This window comes from Micromonospora sp. ATLC16 (assembly GCF_057196645.1).
In genome coordinates this window covers 1-22,201 of sequence record NZ_JBXUOW010000021.1, presented here as the reverse complement: position 1 = coordinate 22,201, position 22,201 = coordinate 1, and the positions used below count along the sequence as shown (strand labels likewise).

The 22,201-nt window shown below is 71.0% G+C and carries 18 protein-coding genes, 1 tRNA gene and 2 pseudogenes; 10 read left to right on the top strand and 11 right to left on the bottom strand.

The genetic code is table 11. The features are described 5' to 3' along the window. Nucleotides 1-131 precede the first annotated feature (131 nt). Nucleotides 132-208, top strand: a tRNA-Ala gene (locus AC2CHE_RS11520). A gap of 170 nt (nucleotides 209-378) precedes the next feature. Here the strand turns inward: AC2CHE_RS11520 and AC2CHE_RS11515 are convergent. Next, nucleotides 379-833: pseudogene (locus AC2CHE_RS11515) on the bottom strand (LacI family DNA-binding transcriptional regulator); the annotation flags it as partial. A gap of 105 nt (nucleotides 834-938) precedes the next feature. On the opposite strand from AC2CHE_RS11515, the pseudogene AC2CHE_RS11510 reads away from it, so the two are divergent. From AC2CHE_RS11510 to AC2CHE_RS11500, 3 genes and pseudogenes are all read left to right on the top strand, one after another. Next, nucleotides 939-1,181, top strand: a pseudogene (locus AC2CHE_RS11510) (DUF993 family protein); the annotation flags it as partial. A gap of 25 nt (nucleotides 1,182-1,206) precedes the next feature. Next, nucleotides 1,207-1,341: a hypothetical protein gene (locus AC2CHE_RS11505; RefSeq protein ID WP_484504897.1), complete on the top strand. Its 135-nt coding sequence runs from the start codon at nucleotides 1,207-1,209 to the stop codon at nucleotides 1,339-1,341. 257 nt (nucleotides 1,342-1,598) lie between these two features. Next, a complete protein-coding gene (locus AC2CHE_RS11500) occupies nucleotides 1,599-4,691 on the top strand; it encodes a S8 family serine peptidase (protein ID WP_484504896.1) in 3,093 nt (1,030 codons plus the stop codon). A gap of 49 nt (nucleotides 4,692-4,740) precedes the next feature. Here AC2CHE_RS11500 and AC2CHE_RS11495 read toward each other — a convergent pair whose 3' ends face one another. From AC2CHE_RS11495 to AC2CHE_RS11485, 3 genes are all read right to left on the bottom strand, one after another. Further along, nucleotides 4,741-5,421 (bottom strand): hypothetical protein, encoded by a 681-nt coding sequence (locus AC2CHE_RS11495; RefSeq protein WP_484504895.1) that lies wholly within the window; start codon nucleotides 5,419-5,421, stop codon nucleotides 4,741-4,743. Beyond that, on the bottom strand, nucleotides 5,418-5,636 hold the full coding sequence (locus tag AC2CHE_RS11490) for a hypothetical protein (RefSeq protein ID WP_484504894.1): 219 nt from the start codon (nucleotides 5,634-5,636) through the stop codon (nucleotides 5,418-5,420). The genes AC2CHE_RS11495 and AC2CHE_RS11490 overlap by 4 nt, the downstream gene beginning before the upstream one ends. Nucleotides 5,637-5,719: 83 nt before the next feature. After that, nucleotides 5,720-6,256 carry a DUF6817 domain-containing protein gene (locus tag AC2CHE_RS11485; protein WP_484504893.1) on the bottom strand — a complete coding sequence of 179 codons (537 nt, stop codon included), beginning with the start codon at nucleotides 6,254-6,256 and terminating at the stop codon, nucleotides 5,720-5,722. A gap of 983 nt (nucleotides 6,257-7,239) precedes the next feature. On the opposite strand from AC2CHE_RS11485, the gene AC2CHE_RS11480 reads away from it, so the two are divergent. After that, the gene (locus tag AC2CHE_RS11480) at nucleotides 7,240-8,688 is read left to right on the top strand and encodes a family 43 glycosylhydrolase (RefSeq protein ID WP_484504892.1); all 1,449 of its coding nucleotides are present in this window, start codon (nucleotides 7,240-7,242) and stop codon (nucleotides 8,686-8,688) included. 235 nt (nucleotides 8,689-8,923) lie between these two features. On the opposite strand, the gene AC2CHE_RS11475 is transcribed toward AC2CHE_RS11480, so the two are convergent. Genes AC2CHE_RS11475 through AC2CHE_RS11465 form a run of 3 tightly spaced genes read right to left on the bottom strand, consistent with a single transcriptional unit; the run spans nucleotide 8,924 to nucleotide 11,721 of the window. Continuing rightward, nucleotides 8,924-9,715, bottom strand: a complete 792-nt coding sequence (locus AC2CHE_RS11475; protein WP_484504891.1) for a peptidase — start codon at nucleotides 9,713-9,715, stop codon at nucleotides 8,924-8,926. A gap of 3 nt (nucleotides 9,716-9,718) precedes the next feature. Next, nucleotides 9,719-11,011 (bottom strand): VWA domain-containing protein, encoded by a 1,293-nt coding sequence (locus AC2CHE_RS11470; protein ID WP_484504890.1) that lies wholly within the window; start codon nucleotides 11,009-11,011, stop codon nucleotides 9,719-9,721. Between the two features lie 53 nt (nucleotides 11,012-11,064). Continuing rightward, nucleotides 11,065-11,721 carry a 4'-phosphopantetheinyl transferase family protein gene (locus AC2CHE_RS11465; RefSeq protein WP_484504889.1) on the bottom strand — a complete coding sequence of 219 codons (657 nt, stop codon included), beginning with the start codon at nucleotides 11,719-11,721 and terminating at the stop codon, nucleotides 11,065-11,067. A 233-nt stretch (nucleotides 11,722-11,954) separates the two neighbouring features. Between AC2CHE_RS11465 and AC2CHE_RS11460 the strand changes: the two genes are divergently transcribed. After that, nucleotides 11,955-12,260 carry a hypothetical protein gene (locus tag AC2CHE_RS11460; protein ID WP_484504888.1) on the top strand — a complete coding sequence of 102 codons (306 nt, stop codon included), beginning with the start codon at nucleotides 11,955-11,957 and terminating at the stop codon, nucleotides 12,258-12,260. Nucleotides 12,261-12,598: 338 nt separating this feature from the next. On the opposite strand, the gene AC2CHE_RS11455 is transcribed toward AC2CHE_RS11460, so the two are convergent. Then, nucleotides 12,599-14,287 (bottom strand): dolichyl-phosphate-mannose--protein mannosyltransferase, encoded by a 1,689-nt coding sequence (locus AC2CHE_RS11455; protein ID WP_484504887.1) that lies wholly within the window; start codon nucleotides 14,285-14,287, stop codon nucleotides 12,599-12,601. Nucleotides 14,288-14,380: 93 nt separating this feature from the next. Between AC2CHE_RS11455 and rsmI the strand changes: the two genes are divergently transcribed. After that, entirely contained in the window at nucleotides 14,381-15,220 is an 840-nt protein-coding gene (gene rsmI / locus AC2CHE_RS11450; RefSeq protein ID WP_484504886.1) for a 16S rRNA (cytidine(1402)-2'-O)-methyltransferase, read from the top strand. A 9-nt stretch (nucleotides 15,221-15,229) separates the two neighbouring features. Here rsmI and AC2CHE_RS11445 read toward each other — a convergent pair whose 3' ends face one another. Further along, nucleotides 15,230-16,174 (bottom strand): hypothetical protein, encoded by a 945-nt coding sequence (locus AC2CHE_RS11445; protein ID WP_484504885.1) that lies wholly within the window; start codon nucleotides 16,172-16,174, stop codon nucleotides 15,230-15,232. Between the two features lie 150 nt (nucleotides 16,175-16,324). Between AC2CHE_RS11445 and metG the strand changes: the two genes are divergently transcribed. Next, nucleotides 16,325-18,127, top strand: coding sequence for a methionine--tRNA ligase (gene metG, locus AC2CHE_RS11440; protein WP_484504884.1), 1,803 nt, complete (start codon nucleotides 16,325-16,327; stop codon nucleotides 18,125-18,127). A 106-nt stretch (nucleotides 18,128-18,233) separates the two neighbouring features. Here metG and AC2CHE_RS11435 read toward each other — a convergent pair whose 3' ends face one another. Both AC2CHE_RS11435 and AC2CHE_RS11430 read right to left on the bottom strand, forming a co-directional pair. Continuing rightward, nucleotides 18,234-19,085, bottom strand: coding sequence for an alpha/beta fold hydrolase (locus tag AC2CHE_RS11435; RefSeq protein WP_484504883.1), 852 nt, complete (start codon nucleotides 19,083-19,085; stop codon nucleotides 18,234-18,236). 82 nt (nucleotides 19,086-19,167) lie between these two features. Further along, entirely contained in the window at nucleotides 19,168-20,424 is a 1,257-nt protein-coding gene (locus AC2CHE_RS11430) for a hypothetical protein (RefSeq protein WP_484504882.1), read from the bottom strand. Nucleotides 20,425-20,513: 89 nt separating this feature from the next. Here AC2CHE_RS11430 and AC2CHE_RS11425 point away from each other — a divergent pair, with 89 nt between their 5' ends. Then, nucleotides 20,514-21,422: a TatD family hydrolase gene (locus AC2CHE_RS11425; protein WP_484504881.1), complete on the top strand. Its 909-nt coding sequence runs from the start codon at nucleotides 20,514-20,516 to the stop codon at nucleotides 21,420-21,422. 18 nt (nucleotides 21,423-21,440) lie between these two features. After that, the coding region (rsmA, locus tag AC2CHE_RS11420) for a 16S rRNA (adenine(1518)-N(6)/adenine(1519)-N(6))-dimethyltransferase RsmA (RefSeq protein ID WP_484504880.1) at nucleotides 21,441-22,201 on the top strand (761 nt) is incomplete at its 3' end.

The window sequence follows — 22,201 nt, the reverse complement described above, 5'->3', positions numbered from 1 at the left end:
GGGGAAACTGCACGGATCTTGCTGGGGCCAGGGTGGCGGGGTGGTTCGCGGCGGGAGCGCTCGACCTGTTAGCCTTGTCGCCGGCCCGCCCGGTGAAAGCCGGGTGGGACCGACGCCGGTTCACCGGCGGAGGGGCTGTGGCGCAGACCGGTAGCGCACCTCGTTCGCATCGAGGGGGTCAGGGGTTCAAATCCCCTCAGCTCCACCAAGAAACAGCAGTTCAAGGGCGGGTTTCCCGGATGACGGGGAACCCGCCCTTGATCATTTGTCAGCGTCTCGTTAGCAGGACGGAGCCCCAGTCCGCGGCACAGGGCGGCAGAAGTCAAGCCGAATGGTTGAGTTCGACGGCACGGTGACCCAGCACGTGAGCGTGCAGTGGATGGCCCGGTGCCCCAGCTCGCACAGTTCGCGACCGGCGAGGTGGCCACCGGCCCGGTTGTCCGGCATGACGGCGCCGCCGCAGCCGGCCAGGATCAGCGCTGCCACCTGGTGGCCTCGGAGTAACTCCACGTACTTCAGCCCGCGGTCCGGGTCCCGGTAGCTGTTGCAGATCGTCAGCAGCCGGCCCTGGTCGGTGGCGACGCGTTGTAGCCCACGGGTGATCTCGGCGAAGTACGGGTCGGAGACGTCGTGCACGATCACGCCGACCGCGCTGCGGTGCGAGCGGGCCAGCAGTTGGGCGTGCGCGTTCGGCACGTACTGCAGTGCGGCGACGGCGGCGAGCACCCGCTCACGCAGCTCGTCGATGACCGGTTTGCTGCTGCCGTTGATCAGCGGGAGGCGGTGGCGGGTGAGATGCCCGCCCGACGGGCCACATCGGACAGCGTCGCCATGGCCAGCCCTCTCGATCTGTGACGGTGTTTCGCCGCGCCGGCTGGCGTCACCGTACATCGTGGTGCTCTTGCGAACGGCGGCTGATCCACTCGGTCACCTGGGATTCGCGGTGCCCGGCCGCCGCCGCCCATGGCCCGGAGGACTACCTGCGGGTGTACGACGAGCTGCTGAGCGCCGCCGGGGAACCAGTGGTGCTGCACTGGCTCGGCCCGATGTTCGATCCGGCGCTGGCCGGTTACTGGGGATCGCCCGACCTGGACCTGGCCGCCGACACGGTCATCGAAGTGATCACGGCGCACCGGCCCATGGTGGACGGCATCAAGGTGTCGCTGCTGGACGCTGCCCGGTGACGGGTGCATCGAGCTGCGTCGAATGCGCGAGGCCGTCGACGCCGCCGGCTACGGCGGCCCGATCGAGGTGGAAGTCATCTCCGCCGCGGCGTGGGCGCGTCCCGGCGCGCAGGTTCTGGACGCGGCGATCGCCGACTACCTGCGCCACGTCGTGTGAGGGCTGGCCCGCACCGCGACGCGGGGGTAACGGTGCTCCGCCGGAAGGTGGCAGGGTTCCCCGGCGCGGATTGTGGGCTCCAGGTCGCCGGAAACATGATCTAGGCAAAGCCGGTCGATCATGATCTTATGTGCCCAGCGATCCGTAACGCCGCGCAAATCCTCGATTAACCGTCGCGGGCTTAGGTGGGGAGCGCTCCCACGAGCGGGTCGCGATAGATGAGGCAGCTCCACAACGGAGCGATGGAGAGGAGACTCGTGGCTACACGCACGAGCGGGAACAGGCTGCGAGGACTGGCGCTACCGGCGTTGGTCGTCGCGATGATCACCGGCACAACCGGTGTCGCGGGCTCGGCATCTGCAGCCCCCGGAGAACGACCGGGTCACAGCGGCCCGAGCTACTTCACCACCGGGTCCGACCGGAAGGTCACCCTGACCGACGGGGCCGACCGTCGTCCCGACCGCGGCGAGGCGGACAGCCCGAAGACCGCCGTAGACGCGAGCGGATCAGGCGTCTACATCGTCGAGCTGGCCGAGGAGCCACTGGCCACGTACGTCGGCGGGACGTCGGGGCTGGCGCGGACGCGTCCGGCGCCGGGCAGCCGGCTGGACGTGACGTCGGCGCCGTCGCGGGCGTACCGCAGCCACCTCGACGCGCAGCGGACCGCCGTTGCCAAGGCGGTCGGCGCCCAGGTCAGGGCGGCCTACACCACCGCCTTCAACGGGTTCTCCGCGAAGCTGACCGCCCCGCAGGCGACCGCGTTGCGGGCGGACAAGCGGGTCCGTGCCGTCACCGCCTCGCAGGCGCTCGGCAGCCGCTCGACGGCGTCCCTCGCGGCCACGGCGACGCCCACCGCCCCGACGCCCACCGCCGCGGCCGGGCCCGACCCGTCGGCAGCGGTCCAGACCCCCAAGCCGCCCAAGCCGCCCAAGCCGCCCAAGCCGCCCAAGCCCGGCCCCGCCACCGGTAAGGGCATGGTGATCGGCGTCCTGGACACCGGCATCTGGCCAGAGAGCGCATCGTTCGCCAAGAAGATGCCCGCGCCCCCGACCTGGCACGGCACCTGCCAGCCCGGTGTGGCCTTCGTGGCCGAGCACTGCAACGGCAAGATCGTCGGTGCCCGCTACTTCGCCGACACCTGGCTCGTCGGCGGCGGTTCGGTGCCCGAGGGCGAATTCCTGTCCCCCCGTGATGCGGTCGGGCACGGCACCCACACCGCCTCCACGGCGGCCGGCCTGCCCGTCTCGGACGTCACGATCGACGGTCGGCGCTTCGACCCGATCTCCGGGGTGGCACCGGACGCCCAGATCGCCGTCTACAAGGTGCTCTGGGCCGGCAGGGGCTACGACGCCGACATCATCGCCGGCATCGACGCGGCGGTCGCCGACGGCGTGCAGGTCCTGAACTTCTCGATCGGCTCGCAGCTCGGCGACTGGGAGGCCAACACTCCCATCGGCATCGCCTTCCTCAACGCCACCCTCTCCGGGGTCTTCGTCGCGGCGTCGGCCGGGAACACCGGCATCGTGAGCGGCGCCATCAGCAACGCGGCACCCTGGGTGACCACTGTCGGCGCGGCGGTGACGAACCTCGACGAGGCGACGCTCAAGCTGGGTGACGGCACGAAGCTGGTCGGTGGCTCGCTGGACGCGCTGCCGGGCGGCCGTTCGCGGTCGATGGTCTTCAACGACCAGGCCGGGTCGCCCGAGCTGGGCGCCGCATACTGCGCACCGGGCAGCCTGGACCCCGCCAAGATCAAGGACAAGGTGGTCGCCTGCGCGTTGTACGACACGTTCGGCTCTGTCGCCGAGATCAAGGCCAAGGGCGGGGCCGCGATGGTGCTGTTCGACCCGGTCGGCAACTACCGGGTCAACTCGATCTACAACTTTCCGGTGGTGTACCTGCCGACCGAGAAGCAGGCCGGCACGTTGTTCAACTACCTGATCCGCCACCCCACCGACGCGAAGGTGTCCGTGCGCGCCGGCGGTGACGGCTCCAGCGTCGCGGGTATCCCCAGCGTCGCGGACTTCTCCTCCACCGGGCCGGTCAAGGTGACCTACGGCGTCTTCAAGCCGGACCTGGTCGCCCCGGGGTCGGACATCATCGCCGCGGTCTCACCGCCGGGCAACTTCGGGCGGCAGTACGACGCGTACTCGGGCACCTCGATGGCGTCGCCGTACGTGGCCGGCGCGGCAGCGATCCTGCGCGCCACGCACCCGGACTGGACGCCGGGCAGGGTCGCCTCGGCGCTGCGCACGACCGCGACCGACACCGTCGGCACCACCAACCCCCTGGACCAGGGCAGCGGCTTCATCAACCTGGCCGGGGCCACCGACCCGGGGCTGGTCATCGAGCCGACCGCGGCAGAGCTGGTCGCCTTCAGCGAGACGGCCCAGCCCGACGGCAAGGAACTCAACCTGCCGGCCATCTCGCTGCGCGAGTACGACGGCACCCGCCCGGTGACCATCACCCGCACGCTGACCAACGTGGGCAAGGCGCGGGAGACCTACCGCTCGTCGGTGTCCGGCCTCAAGGGCATGGCGGTCAGCGTCACGCCGAAGTCGGTGACGCTGGCGCCGGGGAAGTCCGCGACGGTGACCATCACGCTGCGCCGGGGCAGCGCCCCCTGGGACCGGTACGTGACCGGGTCGATCACCTGGAAGGGCAAGTGGCACAGCGCCCGGATCCCGGTCGCCGCCCGCCCGTGGGGGATCAGCCCTCGGCCGTACGGTGACGACGGCGAGGAGTTCGGCCGGATGACCATCGGCGCCTACGGCATGATCCAGCCGGGCTTCACCGGGCCGCTCGCCGGTCGCAGCACCGGTTACACGCCGGTGCGGCGGACGACCTACTCGATGCCGGCCGGCGTGTACGGCGGCGTGTTCGACCCGAGCGCCTCCGGCGTGAAGAAGGTCGACTTCACCGTGCCGGCGAACACCGCGGGCATCATCGTCGAGACCGACACCGAGGACCCGAACACGAACCTCGATCTCTACCTGTACAAGGGCGACACCCTCGTGTACAGCAGTGACAGGTACTGGACCAGCACGGAGCAGGCGTACAAGTTCCTGCCCGAGCCCGGGCGCTACACGGCGTACGTGTTCGCGCAGGTCTCCGATGGTCCGGTCGTCGACTTCGAGCTGCGGCACGCCATCATCGGCCGCAACGCCCGGTATTCGCCTGCCACGCTGACCGTGCCGTCCACGACGGAGCGCGGTCAGAGTGTCAACTTCACGTTGAAGCCGAACAAGCCGTTGGCCGAGGGCGACTTCTGGGCGTACACCGAGTGGAGCACCAACGGGACGGTCATCCCGGGCAACCTCGTCTACACCCAACAGAGTTCCTGGCAGTAATTCCCAACGGAGCGTGGGGCGGTGCCGGTGGGCGCCGCCCCACGCTTTGTCAGCGCTGCCAGGCGTCGATGGTCTGCACACCGTCGCGTACGGTCTGGTCCAGGATCTCGGGGTTGCCGCTGCTGCCCTCCCAGCCCTGATCGTTGAAGACGGTCACCGCACCGTCGACACGTGCCACGGCGATCTGGCTGGAGCCGTCGCCGCCGGTGCGTTCACCGTTCAGCTTCGTCGCGGCCCACGTGAGGGTCACCGGCAGGGCCTCGTCCCCGACCCCGGGCAACGTCTTGCTTGCGACCTTGACCGGGTTGCCGCCCTGGTCGTACGAGGGGCACGCCTCGACGGCGCCGCGCAGCCGCCGCAGGTAGTCGACGGCGCCGTCACCCTCGAAGGCGAAGATCGTCTGATCGATCGTCCCCTGTGGCGCGTAACTGTCCGGGGCGCCGGCCTTCTGGTAGGTAAGCCTCATCGCGGCGCTCGCGGTGACCTGCCGACCTCCGGTGCCGAACTCGTTGCCGCACAGCGTGGGCAGCGCGTCGGTGACGTCCACGGCCCGTCGTGAGGACTTCCGCAGCTCGGGCGGCAACTCGACGAAGGCCGACGTCGGGATGGTCGTCGGGGCGCTGGCGCTGGTGCTCGCGGACGGCGGGCCGGCCGGGCTCGGGTGCTGCTGGCCAACTCGAACCTGGTCGGCGACTGGGCGACCTGGCCGGAGCGCGCCGTCCCGCCTCACCGCCCACGACGGGCTCGTCGGGTGCGAACCACCGTCGACGACACCGCGGCCAGTTCGGGCAGCGCGGGCAGAAACACGGTGGGAACCCCCAACGACTGGTTCATCCCGGCCAGCTGATACTCGTTCCGCAGGTCGGTCGTGTTCCGTACGCCGCGCACGATCACTCCGATGTCATGGCGACGGCAGTAGGTGGAGGTCAGCCCACTCCCTGCCACGACGGTGACGGAGGTCCAGCCGGTCGGCAGAATCGCCCGGATGACGGCTGCCGGGGTAGACGGCGCGTACGCGTGGCCGACCGTCAGTCACGGTGCAACACCCGCTGCGCGTCGCGGCTGACCTGCTCACCGGCCAGCGTGGCCCAGGAGGCGAAGAGTTCCCGGAAGTAGGCGCCGTGCCGGGCCCGCACGGCTGGATCCTGCTCGATGACGTCCAGTTCGTTGACGATGCTCAAGTCCACGAGAGACCGCAGTCGAGCCGCATCCGGCGTTCGCACCTGACCTGTGAAGCGGTCGAACACCTGGCCGGTCTTGGTCAACTCCCGCCAGCTTCGCCCACGGTCGCAAGCGCCGTACAGATAGACGAGCTCCTCAGCTTCGGCACCCACGAGGTCCCGCAACACCGCACGATCGGCCGGATCAAGCAGAGCGAGGTCGAAGCCGTCGGTGCCGTAGACGGCGTGGGTGAGGCCCGCCGCCTGTACGTCACAGTCGCAGCCGAGCAGGGCGAGTCGTTCGCTGACCCGACACAGGTGGGCGTACAGGTTGCCGCCGGGATGCGCGATCTGCTCAGCTCCCTGCCGGCGGAGCCAGCCCCGTACGCCGTCGTCGTTGCTCATGGCCCGATCGTAGGCAGTGGCGGTCGGATTCGTTCCCTGGGTCACGTCGACGGCGATGACGGTGACGTTGTCATGCCCACCCTGGTCGATCGCCAGGGCCACGAGGTGGCTGCGCTGTCGAAAATCGTCTGGTCGAGGCGGATCGCCTGTAGTGGCCAGGCGGGTAGCGTCGAGCTGTGGGATGGGAGATGTCGGGAAGCGACTTTTGGCGGTCAGCCGAGGCATGGATTTACCAGTCACCACGGCGCTGCCGGCGTGCTCGTCGGCTCTACGTTGAAGGCGAGCCGGATGGCAAGGGGGCACGGGTGCTCGTGCCGAATCGACTTCCGTCGTCAAGTGGCTGAGCAGCTCCGGCAGGCCCGACAGGGTCCTATGACAGGGTCCGTCGCCCTTGACCTGCAATTCCACTCCGCACGAAAGAATCCTGCCGCGATCCATCGCATGGCGAAGTGGGCACTGGACGTTCTTGGCAGGGCCCCGGAGTAGTCCGCGAATGTCCTCTTTTGCCTGGCGTTGTCCTGAGGGCCGTGCCCGGATGAGGAGCGAGCACGACACCTGTGGATCATGAAGTTGTCTACGCTTCAAGACTCACCAAGGGTGTCGTGATCGCTGTGTCATCATCGCTCACCGCCGGGGCGGGTCACGCCGCGGCTGCCGCCATCGGTGCCGATTCACCGTCTGCGGGCTTGCTGGACCGGTTGGCGCAGGTCGCCGACCCTCGTGATCCTCGTGGTGTGCGGTACCGGTTGGCGACGTTGCTGGCGATCGTCACGATGAGCAGTCGGGTATGCGTCGGTTTGACTTGCGGACGGCTCGCCGCCGGCCGTCGTCGTGTTACGGACCAGATTCGGATACGTGTCCACGTCTTGACGGCGATAAATGTTAACGCTATCAATGAGAGGTAGCGGGCACGGCGGGCACGGTCGGACGGGGACCGTGCCCGCCACGGATGATCGGCTCGCGGTGGGCGGGAGGGCAAGGCGATGGCGCGTCGGAAGCTCACGTACCGCAAGTGGTCAGCGGTGGCCGCCGCCCTGGTGATGGCGGCGATCAGCTCCCTGGCGGGGCCGGCCGCTCCGGTGCGGGCCGCCGCCGTCACCTTCACCAACCCGTTGGCCGAGCAGCGTGCCGATCCGCATATCTACCGGCACACCGACGGCTACTACTACTTCACCGCCACGGTGCCCGAGTACGACCGGATCGTGCTGCGCCGTGCCACCACCCTTCAGGGGCTCGCCACCGCGACCGAGCGGGTGATCTGGCGTCGGCACGCCAGCGGCGAGATGGGCGCGCACATCTGGGCTCCGGAGATCCACTTCATCGACGGCCGGTGGTACGTCTACTTCGCCGCCGGCCGCACCGACGACATTTGGGCCATCCGGCCGTACGTGTTGGAGAGCAGCGCCGCGAACCCGCTCGACGGCCCGTGGACAGAGCGGGGCCAACTCCAGCCGGCGCGCAGCAGCTTCTCCCTCGACGCCACCACCTTCGTGCACCACGGCCAGCGTTACCTGGCCTGGGCGGAGTACGCCGGCAGCAACTCGAACATCTACCTCGCCCGAGCCGTCAACCCCTGGACGTACACGGGCACCCCGACCCTGATCGCCACCCCGACGTACGCCTGGGAGACCCGGGGCTACCGGGTTAACGAGGGACCGGCGGTGCTGATCCGTAACGGCCGGATCTTCATGACCTACTCGGCGAGCGCCACCGACGCCAGTTACGCCATCGGGCTGCTCACCGCCTCGGCGAACGGCGACCTGCTGAACCCGGCATCGTGGGGCAAGCGCGCCACACCGTTGCTGGCCAGCGACAGCCGGACCGGTCAGTACGGCCCGGGGCACAATTCGTTCACCGTCGCCGAGGACGGCAGCGACGTGATCGTCTACCACTCCCGCAACTACGAGCGGTACCTCGGCAACGGCTACGACCCGCTGAGCGACCCGAACCGGCGTACCCGGATCCAGCGGGTCTACTGGAACGCCGACGGCACTCCGAACTTCGGTGTACCGGTGCCGGACGGCCTGACCCCGGTTCGGCTACGCGCCCACGACCTGCCCGACCGCTACCTGCGGCACTGGGAGTTCCGGTTCCGGCTGGAGCCGAACGTGACGAACCTGGCCGACTCGCAGTTCCGGATCGTCGCCGGCCTGTCGAACTCCGCGGCGATCTCGCTGGAGTCGACCAACTATCCCGGCCATTTCCTGCGGCACCGCAACCACCAGATCTGGGTGGAACGCAACGACGGCTCGAATCTCTTCCGGCAGGACGCCACCTTCACCCGGAGGGCCGGGCTCGCCGACGCCACGAAGCTGTCCCTGGAGTCGGTCAACTTCCCCGGCCAGTACGTCCGTCACCGCGACGGCCTGCTCTACCTGGAGGCGGTAGCGGACGCGGCCGGACGCGCGTCGGCCACCTTCGCCCTGGAGTAGCCCGTCGCGGCCCGTGCCGGAGCCTGCCTGTCGGAGGGCGTACCTAAACTCCCGCGACATGGTGACGGTGGCCTATGTGGACGAGAGCACCACGGGTGCTCGGACTTCCGTGTGGGCCTTATCCGTCGGGTAGCCGCCGGGTCAAGTGGCCCGGCCCGCCGGCGTTCGCGGCGCAGCCGGTAGCGGGGCCGCCGGCAGGTCGTGTGGGCACCTCGGCACGACCTGCCGGCGGGGTTCACCTGGTGGCGGGACGTCGGGTGAGGGCGAACCCGACCACGCCCGCGACCGCGGCCAGCATTCCGCCGACGCTGGTCCAGACCCAGCGGGAGCCGGCCTCGGGCAGCCAACCGGTGAGGCTCAGGCTCCAGCCGTCGTCCCCGTCGCCCGCCGGTGCGATCGTCGGCTCGGCGTCCAGTACGGTGCCGGCGTTGGCCGGTGGCACCAGATCCGCTTCCAGTCTGCCGTCGTCGGCGGAGCTGCCGGCGTCGTCGGTGGTCGAGACCAGCAGGTCCACGTCGATCGGCAGGCCGAGGTCGGGCTCGGGCACGTCGACCACGGCCAGGCGCACGTAGTAGGTGCCGGGCAGTGGGTCGCCGGACCATGGCTCGGCCCAGGGGCGCACCCGCCGCATCGTGCAGCCGATGCCGACGGCACGCACCGCGGCGTCGGCGGTCGGCGTCTGGGCACCGGCCGTGCACGCCTGCCGGCGGCGCAGCCCGTCGAAGACCTCCACGGTCCAGGTGGATCGACCGTTGCGGTTCTGCGCGAGGGTGACCGTCGCGGTGATCTCGTGGATCTCACCCGCAGCCGCCGGGAACGACCAGTAGAGGTATTCACCCGTCGAGGCGGCGACCCGGACGGGTTGGCCGGCGGCGACCGGGGTGGCGGTGAGGTACGAGGTGCCGGCCCTGGTGACGGTGACGGCACCCGGGGAAGGGGTGGGGGTGGGCGCAGCGAGCGCCGTGCCGGGGGTCAGGGCGACACCGGCGGCGATCAGTGCGGCGGCGGTTGCCCAACGGATACGCATCTCTCAGTTCCTCCAGGTGGCTACCCACCAGCGGGTGAGCAGGCCGGTGACGAGCCCGGTGAGCAGGCCGGCCAGGGTCAGCAGGAGCAGCAGCACCCAGCCGCGGCCCAGGTCCGGCCCGTCCGGAGCGGACGACGCGGCGACCAAGTCGATGGTCAGCTCGACGGGCATGCCCGGGTCCGCCGCGGTGCCCGCCCGCGGCGAGAACATGTTGCTGACCACCAGGCAGACGGTGGTGACGGCCGAGGGCGCGCTGGTTTGCGGCGTCGGGTCGGTCTCCTCGGGCCGCTCGGCGTCCTCCCCGCCCGACCAACGAAGGCCGGTGGAGATCACGTCGGTACGTCCGCTGCCGGCGTCCACTCCGCGGACCAGCTCCCGGCCGTCCGCCGTGGTGGCCCGCAGCAGTACGCCGTGGTCGGGATTGACCGGGCGGTCGAGCGCGATGCTGACCGAGGCGCGTAGCTCCTGTCCCGGCCGTACCGGCACCCGGTACCAGCGATGCTCGGAGAAGGTCTCCCGGTCCGTGTAGACGCCGGGAGAGAGCAGGGGCGCACCGGGGCAGGCGTTCGTCCCGTCGACCTTCGCCGGGGTGGTGGCGTACGTGTCGCGGGCCCGGTCCACCAGTTGCTTCAGCCGGTCGGTCAGATCCTCGGCGCTCTGCGCGGCCGTGTAGGTGCCGCCGGTGGCGGCGGCGATGCAGAGCAACTGCCGGCGCACCTTCTCGTCCGGTGCGAGACCGAGGGTGTCCACCACCAGCGTGGTGCCCTTGGCGGCCAGTTCCCGGGCCACCTCGCAGGGGTCCGGTGGGGCGCAGGTGTCCTCGCCGTCGGTGATCAGCACGATCCGGCGGGCGGTGACACCGGTACCGAGATCCTTGGCGGCCTCGCGCAGGGCGAGCCCGACCGGGGTGAAGCCGGTCGGGCGCAGGGTCGCCACGGCGGCCTTGGCCTGCGTCCGGTCGACCGGGCCGACCGGCACGATCTGCTGGGTGTCCAGGCAACCCTGCTGCTTGTTCTTGCCCTGGTAGGTGGCGCCCAGCACCCGGATGCCCAACTGGGTCTCGTCGGGCAGGGCGTCCACCACCTCGCCGAACGCCTGCTGGGCAACCGAGATCCGGCTGCGTCCGTCGATGTCGGCGGCCCGCATCGAGCCACTCACGTCCAGCACGAGCTGGACCCGGGGTGGCTCGGTGGGCGGTTCCGCCCGGTCGTCGGCGAGTGCCGGCACCGGGCCGGCCAGCGTGGTCGCCGTCAGCAACCCGAGGAGGGCGGCTGACGACCATCTCTTGTTGATCACCGAGCGGAGTGTAGACAAGTCCACTCAGGACAAGTCATCGGGTCGCCGGTCGGCTACCGGGGGGCGAGCGTGGCGGCCGTGCGTACGAGGTCGGCGTCGACCGCGAAGCTGCCGCTGATCAGCGTGGGCGGGTGGTCGACCGGCGCCTCGGTTACCCGGGCGGGGGAGATCCGCGCGGTGAACGTCCCGGCGTCGGGATCGAGCCGTACCAGGGCGTCGTGGAAGTCGAGCCAGTTGCCGACGACCGGATGCCACACCTTGTAGACGGTCTCCTTCGCACTGAAGATCACCGCCGGCCAGTGGGTGCCCGGTGGCAGGTGTGCGACCTGCTCGTCCTCCTCGGGCAGGCAGATCAGTCGGCGTACCCCCGCACTGAGTTCGCGGTGTTGCTCGGCGTCCATGCCGACCGCCCGGATCTCGTCACTACGGGCGACGGCTGCGGCACAGTAGCCGCGGGTGTGCGTGATGGTGCCGACCAGGCCGGCCGGCCAGACGGGTGAGCGGTCGGCGGCGGCCGGTACGGCGACCGGCGGCAGGCCGAGCGTGGCCATGGCACGGCGGGCGCACATCCGGCCGGCGGTGAAGTCCCGGCGGCGGCTGTCCACCGCGTGGTCGCCGAGACAGGCCGCCTCGGCCGCGTGCAACCGGCCGGACCAGTCGTCCGGCCCCGCTACGGCCACCGCGACGGCGGGCGGGAGCAGATCACGCACCTGCGGCTCCGGGGTAGCCCCTTCGGCCGGTGGCGCCGGTACCAGCGACCGGCGACGATGAATACTTCCGGCTGATGCAGTGCCCGGGGCGGGTCGCGGCGGCCATGGTTGGTCAACGTACCGCAACGACGAACGCCGCTGCGTTCCCGGGCGCTGTAGATGAGCACGGGCACGTTCGACCCGACGGTGGGCGGCAGAGCCCGCCGTCACCGGTGGAGACGGAGAGGAGCGCGATGACGGGTGTTACGGATCGCTCGGGTGCCACGGTGGCAGCGGCGGACGGAGCCGCGTCGCCCGGGCGGGCGGGTGAGCACGTCCCGGTGGCCCCCGAATGGACGTGTGGCATCTGTGGCGCCGAGTGGCCTTGTGCCCCGAAACGGGAGCAGTTGCTGATCGAGTACGGCGTGGATCGGCCGATGCTCAGTGTCTACCTGGGCGCCTGTCTCGCCGCCGCCGCCGAGGATCTGCATCTCGCCGGATCGACGTCGCTGCAGGAGAGGTTCTTCGGCTGGCTGCCGCCTCGCCCCAGACGACCCTGACCATCTCGTCCGGACGAGCTGGCCGCACTTCGATGTCGGGCGATGTCACGGGGAGCTGAGTGGCTGGACGCAACGGTTCAGCCATCTGTCGTACGGTGGCTCCGGGCGGCGCAGCGTCCCCGAGGAGTCACCCTGCGACAACCGTGGCCGCAACTTCTTGTCGCATTCGGCATTCGTCGGAAATCTGACTCACGCCGCCCCGTTGTGCCCTCGGTCGCGGGTGGTTAAGCTGCTGGTGCGCGCCCCAATCGCCCGCTTCCCCCGTGGCAGGCGATCGGGGCGCGTCCTATTTCCGACGCAGGGCCCGTACGCCTCGGCGTACGGGCCCTGCGGTGGTGTCAGATCCAGCGGCCGTCCAACCACATCCGCGCGGACCAGTCCTCGTACGGCAACACCAAGCCGACGAAGATCGGATAGAAGTACGCGAAGCAGAGGACGACAAGCGCCACGTACGCCCCGGCGATCACCCCGCCGACCAGCCGGCGGTCCCGGCTGGCCTCCTCGTGAGCGCCGGTCACGGCCAGGGTGCCGCTCGGTCCGGCCGGTGAGGCGATGGCCCCCAGCACGTAGACCACGGCCAGCACCAGGAACGGCAGCGTGGGCGCGGCGTAGAAGGAGAACATCGTCCGGCCGTCGAGGGCGAACCAGAACCAGGGCAGCAGCCCGGCCGCCACGGCGAGCAGGATCGCTCCGGCGCGCCAGTCCCGCCGGGCCAGGCCGAGCCAGACCAGCGCCACCAGCGCCGGCAGGAAAGACCACCACAGCAGCGGGGTACCCAACAGCAGTACCTCCTCGGCGCAGCTCGCCGCGCCACACGGGCCCTCGCCGGTCCAGTGGAACGCCACCGGCCGGCCCAGCAGCAGCCACTGCCACGGCCACGACTGGTACTTGTGTGGGTCGTCGAGCTGGCTGTGGAAGCCCAGCGCCGCTTCGTGGTACTGAATCAGGTTCCACAGCGGGCCGACGAGGGGCGCGTCGCTGAGCCCGGCGTCCGGGTACCGCTCAGCGAGCCGGTAGTAGCCCTCCTGGCTGAACAGCCAGCCGGACCACGTCGCGACGTACGTCACCGCCATCAGCACACCGGCGAGCACCATCCAGGGCACGCCGTCGAGCAGGGTGTCCCGCCACGGCCGGGGTACCCCCGCCGAGCGCCGGGCCCCGACGTCCCAGAGGAGCATCAGCAGGGCGAAGACGGGTACGAAGAACAGCGCGCTCCACTTGACCCCGAAGGCACAACCGAGCAGCACCCCGGTCGCCAGCCGCCACCAGGGCCAGTTCCGCCACCCGCCGGCCGGGCGACCGACCCGCCCCCGGGCGGTCGGATCCAGCCCGGCCTCCAGTGCCTGGGCCCATCGGCGGCGGGTCGCGTCGCGATCCAGCACCAGCGCACCGAAGGCGGCCAGGATGAAGAAGAGCAGGAAGATGTCGAGCAGCGCGGTGCGGGAGAGCACCAGATGGAACCCGTCGACCGCGAGCAGCAGGCCGGCGGCGCAGCCCAGCACAGTGGAGCGGAACATCCGACGGCCGATGCGGACCATGAGCAGCACCGACAGGGTGCCCAGCAGTGCCGCAGAGAAGCGCCAGCCGAACTCCGGCGCGGTGGTGAACAGGTGGCCGGGCACCGAGATGCCGTGCTCGGCGTCGCTGTAGCCGAAGGCCCACTCGCCGAAGCCGATCAACCACTTGCCCAGCGGCGGGTGGACCACGTACGACGGCGCGTTGTTCGTGTAGTTCCACTCCACGCTCTTGTCGATCAGCCCCCAGCCGTCCCGGGCGTAGTAGACCTCGTCGAAGATCTTGCCGGGCGGATGGCTGAGGTTCGCGAACCGGAGAACCGCCGCGATGACCACGACCACCGCCGTGGCCAGCCATGAACGATCGTCCAGCCCGGCCTCGACGGTGGCCAGCCGGCGGCGGATCGCCGCCGGTACGCCACCCCCCGCCGGACCGGGGGCGGTGGCTGTGGTCGTTTCCGGCTCCGCGGGCTGGTCGGGGCTCGCGCTCTGTGCTGTCGACGCACTCGTCACCCGGCGATCGTAGGCTGCCAAGGGGGTCGGTGGTGCCTGTCGTCCCCATATCCGGTACGCCCGTCGATTAAGGAGTGCGCTGCCGTGGGTCAAATGTCCGAAACCGGTCGCCTGATTCTGCTCGGCGCGCCGCTCGGCAATCCCGCCGACGCCTCCACCCGACTACGGGACACTCTCGCCGCCGCCGACGTGGTCGCCGCCGAGGACACCCGCCGGCTGAGCCGGCTCGCCCGCGACCTCGACGTGACCATTCCCGGCCGAATCGTCTCGTACTTCGAGGGCAACGAGGACCGGCGCACCCCGGAACTGGTCGAGGTGCTCACCGAGGGATACGTGGTAGCGCTGGTGACCGACGGTGGCATGCCGAGCGTCTCCGACCCCGGCTACCGGTTGGTCCGCGCCGCCCTGGACGCCGGGGTGCCGGTCAGCGCCGCGCCCGGTCCCAGCGCCGTCACCACCGCCCTGGCCCTGTCCGGGCTGCCCTGCGACCGGTTCTGCTTCGAAGGGTTCCTGCCCCGTGCCACCGGCGCCCGGCGCGCCCGGCTGCGGGCACTGGCCGCCGAGGAACGGACGTTGGTCATCTTCGAAGCGCCGCACCGGATCGCCGCCGCGCTGACCGACCTGGCTGACACGTTCGGCCCCGACCGGCCCGCCGCCGTCTGCCGCGAGCTGACCAAGACGTACGAGGAGGTGCTGCGTAGCCCGCTCGGTGAATTGGCCCGGTGGGCCGCCGACGGCGACCCGCGTGGCGAGATCACCCTCGTGGTGGCCGGTGCGCCCGCCGCACCTGCCGTCCGTCCCGACGACGACGCGCTGCGTGCGGCGGTGGCCGAGCGCGAGGCGGCGGGCCGGAGCCGCCGGGACGCGATCACTGACGTCGCGGCCGAGTACGGGTTGCGCCGGCGCGACGTCTACACGCTCGTGCACCAGTGAGGCCAGGTACTACCAGGCGGCGATCAGGAAGCCGAGGGCGGTCAGCGGCGGGCCGGCCAGCGAGGCGGCGATCGCCCAACGCCGCTCGGTTCGATCGGGCAGCCGGGTCGCACCGGTCCAGCGGGCGATGCCCACCGCGCAGCCGAGCACCGCGAGCACCCCGAGCAGCCATCGCAGCTGGGCACCCAGCCCACGGTCGGCGTACGCGACGTGACCGTCCGGGCCGGTCACCCGGGCGGGTAGGGCCGAACCGGGCACCGCACGCTCCCGGGACACCCCGCTGATCCGTACGCCGTGGATCCGGAACTCCGCCTCCGCCGCCGTGAAGATGCCTCGGCACCGCTGGGTCAGGCCGTCGCCGGTGCACCTGGTGACAACCACCGTGCCGGAGGTGGCGTGCCCGACGGCGAGCCAGAGCGGACCGGCGCTGACCCAGGCGAAGAAGGCCGCCGCGAGGCTCAACCCGATCAACGCGGCCAACCCTGCCAGCGGATCCGGCGGGTGGCTGCTGCGTTCCCGACGCCGGCGCACCGGCCATAATCGCCGCCACCACCGCTCGGCGTCGCCGGGCTCCTGCCGCACCGGCGTGCCGTCCCAGTGCACCTGCTCGATCGGTGCCCAGAAGGTGTCCTCGTCCGGCGTACCGTCGTCGTGCGATCGGCCCCGACGGCCCCGACGTCCGGCCGGCCGGACCGGAACCCGCCGTGGCAGCGTGTCCACCGGCGCGCCGGTCGTCGGCTCCACCTCGACTCCGGTGCGTGACCCGACCGTGACGGCGTCGGCCCGTTCCGGCCCGGCCGCGCCGGTCTCCAGCTCCGATGTCAACGAGGGCAACGCGCGGGGCTGAGGTGCCACCGTCTGGGTACGCGGCGACGCGGTGGAATCCACCCCCGGGTCGGAAGGAGGTCCGTCGGAGTGGTCTCGGGCGGCTCGGCTGCCAGTCACGCGTTTCATTGGACACCGGCGAGCGGGGTTGATCGGGCAGCTCAGGCCGCGTGTCGATGACAATTCGGACTATTTGTCGAGGGTGGTTGGCTCATCGTGCCGACCAGGGACCCCTATTGGTTCGCGGTCACCTCCCAGGGGTCACTAGGCTTTCTGTCCATGAGTCACGTTCTCGCGGCGGTGGCCTGGCCGTACGCCAACGGCCCGCGCCACATCGGCCACGTCTCCGGTTTCGGCGTTCCCTCCGACGTCTTCGCCCGGTACATGCGGATGGCCGGTCACGACGTGCTCATGGTCTCCGGCACCGACGAGCACGGCACGCCGATCCAGGTGCAGGCCGACGCCGAAGGGCTGAAGCCGCGGGAACTGGCCGACCGGTACAACCGGGTGATCGTCGAGGACCTGCACGGTCTCGGCCTCTCCTACGACCTGTTCACCCGCACCACCACGGGCAACCACTACGCCGTGGTGCAGGAGCTGTTCGAGGGGATGTACCGCAACGGCTACATCGTGCCGAAGACCACCATGGGTGCCATCTCGCCGTCCACCGGGCGGACCCTGCCCGACCGGTACATCGAGGGCACCTGCCCGATCTGTGGCTACGACAGCGCCCGGGGCGACCAGTGTGACAACTGCGGCAACCAGCTCGACCCGATCGACCTGATCAACCCACGGTCGAAGATCAACGGGGAGACGCCGGAGTTCGTCGAGACCGAGCACTTCTTCCTCGACCTGCCCGCCCTGGCCGACGTGCTGCGGCAGTGGCTGGACACCCGGGAGGGCTGGCGTCCGAACGTGCTGCGCTTCTCCAGGAACCTGCTGGACGACCTGCACCCCCGGGCCATCACCCGCGACCTGGAGTGGGGCGTGCCGATCCCGCTCGACGGCTGGCGTGACCGCACCGACAAGCGGATCTACGTGTGGTTCGACGCCGTCATCGGCTACCTGTCCGCGTCCATCGAGTGGGCCCGCCGCATCGGCGACCCGGAGGCCTGGCGCAAGTGGTGGTCCACCGACGGTGAGGGGAAGGACTCGCAGGCCTACTACTTCATGGGCAAGGACAACATCGTCTTCCACTCGGTGATCTGGCCCGCCCTGCTGGCCGGCTACTCCGGTGAGGGCGGTCGGGACGGCGAGCCGGGCCGGCTCGGCCGGCTCAACCTGCCCACCGAGGTGGTCTCCAGCGAGTTCCTGACCATGGAGGGCCGCAAGTTCTCCTCGTCGCGCCGGGTGGTCATCTACGTCCGGGACTTCCTCCAGCGCTACGACGCCGACGCGTTGCGCTACTTCATCGCGGTGGCCGGGCCGGAGAGCAACGACACCGACTTCACCTGGGCCGAGTTCCTGCGCCGCAACAACGACGAGCTGGTCGCCGGCTGGGGCAACCTGGTCAACCGGTCCGTCTCGATGGCGGCGAAGAACTTCGGCGAGATCCCACCGATCGGCCCGGACGGGCTCACCGAGGCCGACGAGGCGCTGCTAACCGTGGCGCGCGCCGGCTTCGGCACGGTCGGCGACCTGATCGCCAGGCACCGGCAGAAGCAGGCCATCGGCGAGGCGATGAAGGTGGTCGCCGAGGCCAACCGGTACCTCTCCGAGCAGGCGCCGTGGAAGCTCAAGGACGCCGCGGACAAGCCGCGGATGGGCACCATCCTGCACGTCGCCCTCCAGGTGGTCAGCGACGCCAACACGCTGCTCACCCCGTTCCTGCCGCACTCCGCGCAGAAGATCCACGAGCTGCTCGGTGGCACCGGGGTGCACGCACCGATGCCGGTCATCGAGGAGGTCGCCGACCTCGACGTCGGTCCCGCGTACCCGGTGCTCACCGGGGACTACACGCAGGGCGCGCGGTGGGAGTCCATACCGCTCGTGGTGGGCCGGACGCTCGCGGCGCCCAAGCCTGTCTTCCGCAAGCTCGACCCCTCGATCGTCGAGGAGGAGCTGGCCCGGCTCGAAGGCTGACCCCTCCGACCGTCCGCCACGGGCGCGACCCGCTCGGGGTCGCGCCCGTGGCGTGACATGTTCGCCCGTCCGTCGTGGCGGGCGCCGGACGTCGGCCCGACCCGCATCAGGCGCGGGCCATGACCGGCGAGCCGACGAACTCCATGATCGCCTTGTTCACCTCGTCGGCGTTGGTCCACGGGATGCCGTGCGGCGCGCCCTTGAGGGTGACCAACCGGCTGTCGGCGAGCATCGGCTGCAACCGCTGACCCGTCTTCGGGTACGGCAGCACGTTGTCCTTGTCGCCCTGCACGATCAGCACCGGCACGTCGATCCGGGACACGTCGGCCCGGAAGTCGGTGCCCCAGGCGTCCACGCAGTCGTGCGTGGCCTTGGCCGAGCCCATCGCCCCGATGTTCCAGTGCGCCCGGTACGCCTCCTCGCTCACCAACTTGCCCTTGTTCTCGTCGTAGTTGAAGAAGTTGTTGCAGAACTGGGTGAGGTAGGCGAACCGGTCCTGCGTGATCGCCTGCTTGAAGCCCTCGAAGAGACTCGGCTCGACACCCTCCGGGTTGTCCGGCGCCTGCCGCAGGTACGGCGCCAGCGGTGCCAGCAGTACCGCCCGGTCCACCCGCTCCGAGCCGTACGCGCCCAGGTAGCGGGTCACCTCGCCGGTACCCATCGAGTGACCGACCAGGATCGCGTTGCGCAGATTTAGCTCGGCCATCAGCACGTCGAGGTCGGCGGCGAAGGTGTCGTAGTCGTACCCGAACGTCGGCTGCGCCGAGTTGCCGAAACCACGCCGGTCGTACGTGATCACCCGGTAGCCGGCGTCGAGCAGCGGTCCGGAGACCTTCTCCCAGGTCGCCCCATTGAAGGGGAAGCCGTGGATCAGCACGATCGGCTGACCCGACCCATGGTCCTCGTAGTACAGGTCGATGGGCGCGGAGTTCTCCGTGCCGACGGTGATGAAGGGCATCTCGTCCTCCTGTAGGGGTGGAAAACCGAGGCTTCCCCGGCGGGCATCCGATATTCCTGCGCCGCCCGACTGACGGGCCAGGTCAGCGGAGATACGGGTGGTCCACCACCTGGTCGTCGGTCACCTCACCGCCCGGGGCCCACGTCTCGTAGACGCCCCGTTCGTGGCACTGTGCGCCGGTCGCGGCGACCGCGTCCGGATCCGGGCGTCGCAGCCGCAACCGCAGCCAGCCCGCCTCCTCACGCAACACCAGGCACGGCACCCCCCGCCAGGCGGCCAGGCGCAACCGTCGGCTCACCCCGTCGACCGGGTACCGGGCGGCCCGGGTCAGCGCCAGTACCCGGAAATCGCCGGGCAGGTCGGCGACCGCCTCGTACTCCCCGCCCGCGTACGTGCCCACCAGGCGGGTCGACCGCGGCGCCTCCCCGGTCGGCACGTACTCCTGTTCCGGGGACAGACCCGGCACCGCGGCGAGCAGGTGTCGCCACTGCGGCCCGACCATCCGCAGCCAGCCCCGCTGCTCGGCCTGGTAGGCGTAGAGCACCACCTCCAGGCCCTCCGCCGGGTAGGCCAGCAGGGTGGCGTTCGCGGTCATCGGCAGGTCGGCGAAGTCCCGGGTGACGAACTCGGGGATCAGGTGGTGATTGCTCGGCGTGAAGCCGGTGCCCAGCACCGCCGGGCCCAACCGGTCCCGGGCACCCAGCGCCGTCAGCCCGCGGTACGCCGCGCCCGCCGGCACGTCGTAGTCGCCCGGGTCGGCGGCCCGCCAGCGCAACGCGTACGTCACGTCCGCGCCGTCCCGGCTGTCCCCGCCGTCGGTGCGCAGCACGCTTGTCGTCATCGGGGTACGCAGGTGCGCGACGTCATGTTCCCGGTAGCAGAACCCGTGCGGCAGCCAGCCGCGTACGTACCCGGCGAGCTGCCGGGCGGAGAGGATCTTCATCATCCGGGTGCCCCGCCGTACGCCGGCCGAGGCACGTACCGTCGTGATCAGCGGGTCGTCCGCGGCGGCCGGCTGCTGGGCGAGTCGGTGCACCTCCGCCCAGCCCCGCTCGCGGTGCAGCGGCACCAGCAGGGGAGCCTCCGGATCCTCGGCCTGTTCGGTCGCTCCGTGCACGGCGCGGACCTCGGTGACGTGCACGAACCGCCGCCACGGCAGCGTCGAGTTGACCCGGGGCGCCCATTCGAAGCCGGCCACCTCGTCGGCGCTGAACAACTCGTACGCCGCGCCCCGGGCGATCTCCTCCGCCGGATACACCGCGCCGCCGAACGCGACCCGCAGACCGGTCCGCTCCGGCACCGCACCTCCGGCCCGGAAAAGCTCACCTCGCGCGTCCACGTCGCGACGGTAGGTGCGTGGGGCGTAGCCGAGGTGAACTCCGGGTGGCCTCCGGGTGGCCTCGTCCGGTGTGTGATCCTGTCGAGGAGATGAGTGAGCCGACCGAGTCCCGTAGCCAGCGCGCGGCCCGCCGCGCCGGAGAGTTCCCACCCGCACCCGAGCCGTTGCCCCGACCGGTGCTGGACAGTCACACCCACCTCGACATCACCGTCAGCGAGGCCGGGGTACCCGGTGGCGGTGATCCCGCCGACCCGGTCGCCGCCGCCATCGACGTCGCCGCTGCCGTGGGGGTGGACCGGCTGGTGCAGGTCGGTGTCGACGTGGCCTCCTCCCGCTGGGGCGCCGAGGTGGCCGGCAGCTACCCGGCGGTGCTGGCCACGGTCGCGCTGCACCCCAACGAGGCGCCCCGGCTGGCCGACCTCGACGGCGCCCTGCGCGAGATCGAGGCACTCGCCGGTCAGGAGCGGGTCCGCGGTGTCGGTGAGACCGGGATGGACCGCTACCGCACCGGTGACGAGGGCCGCGCCGCGCAGGAGGAGAGCTTCCGGGCGCACATCGCCATCGCCAAACGGTACGGCCGGACGCTGGTGATCCACGACCGGGACGCGCACGCCGACGTGCTGCGCATCCTCGACGACGAGGGCGCACCGGACACAGTGGTGATGCACTGCTTCTCCGGCGACGCCGAGTTCGCCGCCGAGTGCGTCCGTCGGGGCTACCTGCTCAGCTTCGCCGGCACGGTCACCTTCGCCAGCGCCGGGGCACTGCGGGAGGCCGCCGCGCTGACCCCGCTGGACCAGATCCTGGTGGAGACCGACGCCCCGTACCTCACTCCCGTCCCGCACCGAGGCCGGCCCAACGCCTCGTACCTGATCCCGCTGACCGTCCGGGCGCTGGCCGCCGCAACCGGCGCCGACCTCGACGAACTCTGTGCCGCCATCTCGGCCGCCGGGGAACGGGCCTTCGGTCCCTGGCACCCGGCCGGCGTCGGCGGCTGACCCGTACGCTGTCGGGTTATGGCCGCAGACCTGCTCGGCCCGGCGGAGATCCGGGACCTCGCCGCCCGGCTCGGCGTCGCACCCACCAAGAAGCTCGGCCAGAACTTCGTGCACGACCCCAACACGGTCCGCCGGATCGTCGCCACCGCCGGTCTCGCTCCCGACGACGTGGCGTTGGAGGTGGGCCCCGGACTGGGTTCGCTCACCCTCGCCCTGCTGCCCGCCGCCGCCCACGTGCACGCCGTCGAGATCGACGCCACGCTGGCCGCCGCGCTCACCGGCACCGCCGGCCGGCATGCCGGCCCGGCCGCCGACCGACTCACCGTGCACCACGCGGACGCCCTGCGGATCACCGCCGCCGACCTGGCCGACCCGGCGCCCACCGCGTTGGTGGCGAACCTGCCCTACAACGTCGCCGTACCCGTGGTGCTGCACCTGCTCGCCGTGTTGCCCAGCCTCCGGCACGGACTGGTGATGGTGCAGAAGGAGGTAGCCGACCGGCTCGTCGCCGGTCCCGGCTCCAAGGTGTACGGCATACCGTCGGTCAAGCTGGCCTGGTACGCCCACGCCCGGGCCGCCGGAAAGGTGCCGCCGAACGTGTTCTGGCCGGTGCCGAACGTCGACTCCGGTCTGGTCGCCTTCTCCCGCCGCGAGCCGCCCCGCGCCGACGTACCCCGCGAGCAGGTCTTCTCGGTGGTGGACGCCGCCTTCGCGCAGCGGCGCAAGACCCTGCGCGCTGCCTTGGCCGGCTGGGCCGGCGGCGCCGACCGGGCCGCCGC